The organism is Hydrogenophaga sp. (assembly GCF_041633695.1).
Classification (GTDB): Bacteria; Pseudomonadota; Gammaproteobacteria; order Burkholderiales; family Burkholderiaceae_C; genus Hydrogenophaga.
This window is the reverse complement of sequence record NZ_JBFJMY010000365.1, coordinates 1-4,241: the sequence shown is the minus strand read 5'-3', so window position 1 is coordinate 4,241 and position 4,241 is coordinate 1. Positions and strand designations below refer to the sequence as shown.

General features: G+C 62.8%; 2 protein-coding genes. Both read left to right on the top strand.

Features of this window, described 5'->3' with window-relative positions; translation table 11 throughout:
* On the top strand, window positions 1–1,309 hold a 1,309-nt coding region (locus tag ABYB95_RS18105; protein WP_372660051.1), incomplete at its 5' end, for an ATP-binding protein.
* Window positions 1,306–4,241, top strand: a 2,936-nt coding sequence (locus ABYB95_RS18100; RefSeq protein ID WP_372660049.1) for a GMC oxidoreductase, incomplete at its 3' end; no start/stop codon positions are given. The genes ABYB95_RS18105 and ABYB95_RS18100, both read left to right, overlap by 4 nt.

Below are 4,241 nucleotides of genomic sequence, written 5' to 3'. Positions count from 1 at the left end.
GTATCTCGTCGCTTGCTTGTCCACGATCCTGCTTTCCTTGTGGCCACGCTACATCGCGCTTGAATGGGCTCTGATGGTATTGGGCGTGGCGTTCGGGGGCGCGATGATGTTCCGCCTGTCAAAAAACATCCAGCAGTTGCTGAACGAGGCGGTGGCCGACCGCATGGAGAGCGACGAGCTGGCCTCTCAACTGGACCAGGCCCTCGACGACCAACAATCGGTGTTCGAGACCCGTGCCCGGTTCCTGGCCGCCGCCAGCCACGATCTCAAACAACCGGTACAGGCGCTGACCTTGCTGGTGAGTGTGTTGCGACGTTCCGAGAGCGAAGAAAGACGACGTCAAGTGGTGGAGGAGATCGCGCAGGCGACATCGTCCATTGAAAGCATGTTTTCTGGTCTGCTGGACATGGCCAGCATCGATGCCGGCAGCATGATCGCCCATATTTGCCCGGTGGAAATGGCGCCGCTGTTCCGCTCGGTGTTGGCAGGCTATCCGCAGCGCTGCTCACAAAAGGGCTTGCGGTTCTCGCTCCGCGTCCAAGATCCTCCAGCGGTACTCGCCGACACCTTGCTGCTGCAACGGGTACTGAACAATTTGCTCGACAACGCATGCAAATACTGTGTGTCAGGCAGCGTTTCGCTGGAAGCGGTGGTGCGCGACCACCATTTGCTGATAACCATATCGGACAGCGGTATCGGTCTGGATGCAGGCGAGCTGGCCCATCTGTACCAGGCCTTTGTTCGAGGATCTTCTGCAAAAGCGCTTGGCATCCCTGGCCTGGGTCTAGGCCTGGCGACGGCCCGCTACATGACCGAACTCATGGGCGCACGCCTGGAAATTTTGTCCAAAAAGGACCAAGGCACAACAGCCCGTTTGTGGTTGCCGCTGGCCCAGGAAGCTGCGGCAAAAATGCAGCAAGAAGCCCACCGACCGGCGCTCGCGGGCACCCACATCATGGTCCTGGAAGACGATCCCTCGGCGCGCACCGCCATGACCTATTGGCTGCAAGACGCCGGCGCTACCGTCACCGCCGCCTCCAACGGGCCCGACCTCTGGCGGCAACTCGAACCAGGTTCGGTCCCGAGCCTGGTGTTGGCGGATTTCAATCTCGGACCAGGCCACGACAACGGCGTGGCGGTGGTGCACCAACTGCGCCAGCGGTTTCCGGGTATGCACGTACTCATCGTGACGGGAGAGTCCGACGCCGGGCCCACGCCACAGGATTTCAAAGTGCTGAAAAAGCCGGTTTCAGCACAAACGCTGACCGCTGCGTTGAACCAGGTGTTGAACCCGAAGGAGGGCCCATGAACACGAGGACGTCCCCCCCCGAGAGCAATCAAGAACCACATCGCCCGGAACAGCCCTTGTCGATGGCGTGGCGCGAATGGCTGCGGCAACAATCCCCGCCCCCTACCGAGCGTGACCTAAGACTCATCAACAAAAAAGCAAAAGAACGTGAGGAAGCTGCCAGGGACAGTGCCCAGGCGCTGAGCGGTGCATTCGACGCCATCGTCGTCGGCTCGGGCTATGGCGGCAGCGTCGCGGCACTGCGCCTGGCACAAAAGGGATACCGGGTACTGGTGCTGGAACGCGGCAGCGAGTATCTGCCAGGCGATTTCCCCAACGACTTTGCCCGCATGCCCAAATACGTTCGCGCCAATGTGCCTGGCCGGGGCTTGCCCATGGGCCGCGCCTCTGGTCTGTTTGAATTGACCCTAGGGCAAGGTATCGCCGCCATCACCGGCAACGGCCTGGGCGGCGGTAGCCTGATCAACGCAGGGGTGGTGATCGAACCCGACGCCGACGTGTTCACGCAAGAGGCCTGGCCGGCCGCGATCCGCCACGGCATGGGACCCAAGACGGGCGAGAGCGACCTGAAGGCCGCATTTCATCGCGCTCGCGAAACATTGGGCGTGCGGCGCTATGTTCCGCCCGCCGGCATGCCTGCGCTGGACCCCAGCCTGGGCCGGGCCTTTTTCAGTGACGGTCCGAACGACAAACGCCTTCCACTCAAAGCCGAAGCCTTGTTGAACAGCGCTCAAGCGCTGCAGCAACGCCGGGGCAGCGACAAACCTTTGTGGACGCCTGCCGATCTCACCATCAACTCCGAACAATGCCGCCAATGTGGCGATTGCGCTTCGGGCTGCAACGTCCCTGGTGCGAAAAGCGATTTGCGTTCGACCTATCTGCAACAAGCAGTGGCCACGGGACGGGTACAAGCGGAGGCCGGTGGACGGGTGCAAATCCTGACCCAGGCCGAGGTCTACCGGTTCGAGCAGGAGCGCGAGTCGAGCGGCCAGAACAGCCAGGCTTCACCCAGTGCACCCACAGGACGCTGGAAGGTGTGGGTCTTTGCCACCGACAGCCAGCATGAAAAAATGTCCCGGCGGGAAGCGGGGCACGAGCGCGACATCCAGATCGATCCCGCCTCTACCCTGCGCATCTTGTGCACCCAGACCCTGGTCATCAGCGCAGGTACCCTAGGCTCCACCCAACTGCTGCAGCGATCGCAAGCCTATGCAGGCGAACACCTCGCGTTTTCCCCTGCGCTGGGCACGCGCCTGTCGGGCAATGGCGACAGCATCTCGGCTTTGGCCGGGCAAGTGCAGCGCGTCAATGCCGTGGGCCATGGCTCCGACGAGGGCATGCAGAACCTGAGCAAAGACAGGGCGTCCGACCATGCACACATCGTCGGCCCCACGATCACGGGCATGCTCGACCTGCGCCACGCGGACCAACCGCTGGATCAACGCCTGCTGCTGCAAGACGCCGCCATTCCCGGTGCCTTGTCGCGGATTTTTGAAGAATTGGTCGCCACCACCCAGACCCTGGCGCAAACCGAGCGCTGGGCTTTTCAGACGCCCCCACCGCTGGGCCATCTGCGCGAGCCTAGCGACCCATTGGCCGCCAGCACCGCCCTGGGTCAACACACGCAGGTTTGGTTGGCGATGGGGCACGACCACTCGCCCGGGCGCATGGTCTGGATGCCCAGCACCGATGGAAGCGCCATGGTGATGCCCGAGCCACAAGAGCTGGAAACCTACAAGCAGCAACAGCGGCTCTTCGAGCGACTGCAAGGGCAAGGCATACACCTGCACAACCCGCTGTGGAAGGCCTTGCCGGACTCGGCCAGCACCTTGATGTCCGGCGCGAAAACGCACCAAATGGTCACCACCGTACACCCCTTGGGCGGCTGCCCCATGGGGGACGATCCGCTCACCAGTGTGGTCAACCACCTGGGCCAGGTATGGGTACACGAGCCCGGCTTTCCTGGCCGAACGCCGCCTGAAAGCCCGGTGGTTGTGGCGCCCAACGCACCCTCCGTGTATGGCGGTCTGTATGTGCTAGACGGCTCTATAGTCCCCACCTCGCTGGGCTGCAACCCTTTGTTGACCATCACCGCGCTGGCCGAGCGCGCGATGGTGTTTGCGCCGCCGCTCCCATGCCCTTGGCCTCCCATGGTCCTGGTACCCCTGCATGCGGACTGCCGACCCTCCGTGCGCTACGTGCACAAGAAGGTCGCCCTCGACGCCACGCTGCACGAGACCTTGCGCGCCCAAAGCCAGGAGTTTTCCGGACGCTGGTCGATCCCAACCGACCAGGGCAAGCCCGAACTGTTGTTCACCGCCAGCCTCGCAACCGAGGACCTGGAAAAGACCCTGGCACAAAAGGACCACCGCTTTCAGATCAGCACGGCGCGCCTGGAACTGGGTCGACGCGGCACCGACAACACCGTGGTTCAACAGGCTGCTTACGAACTGGATGCAGAGGGTGGTCCGGCCGAATTCCATTTTTTGCCCGCCACCGATGGGGGCAGCAGCGGCTACCTGCCTTTGTGGCGCGCCGTGGGCAGCACCCTGCTCTGCCTGACCGTTTTCGTGGGCGGGCTGCTTGTGGCCTGGGAGTGGGCCACTCAATGCGAATGGATCATTGCTTTGAAGTGGCTGGGTGCTGCCGCGCTGGGCACCTTGTTTTGGGTGGTCTTGCTGGCGTTCCCGCGCACCGTGCTGACCTGGTTTTTGCTTCGCGGCTGGTTCGACTTGCCGCGCCAGGAAAATCCGGGCAACCGACTGTGGAAAGCCTTTCAGCAAATGGTGCACTCACTGGAAAAGCGGGTGATGCACTACCGGGTTCCTCTGCACCGGAACACTACCGGCCCCAACGCCGAGGCCTCCCCGGCATTCCCCGACCGCATCGTGCTGGAAGCCAGCAAGGTGGTGATGTATCGAGCCTCTTTGGT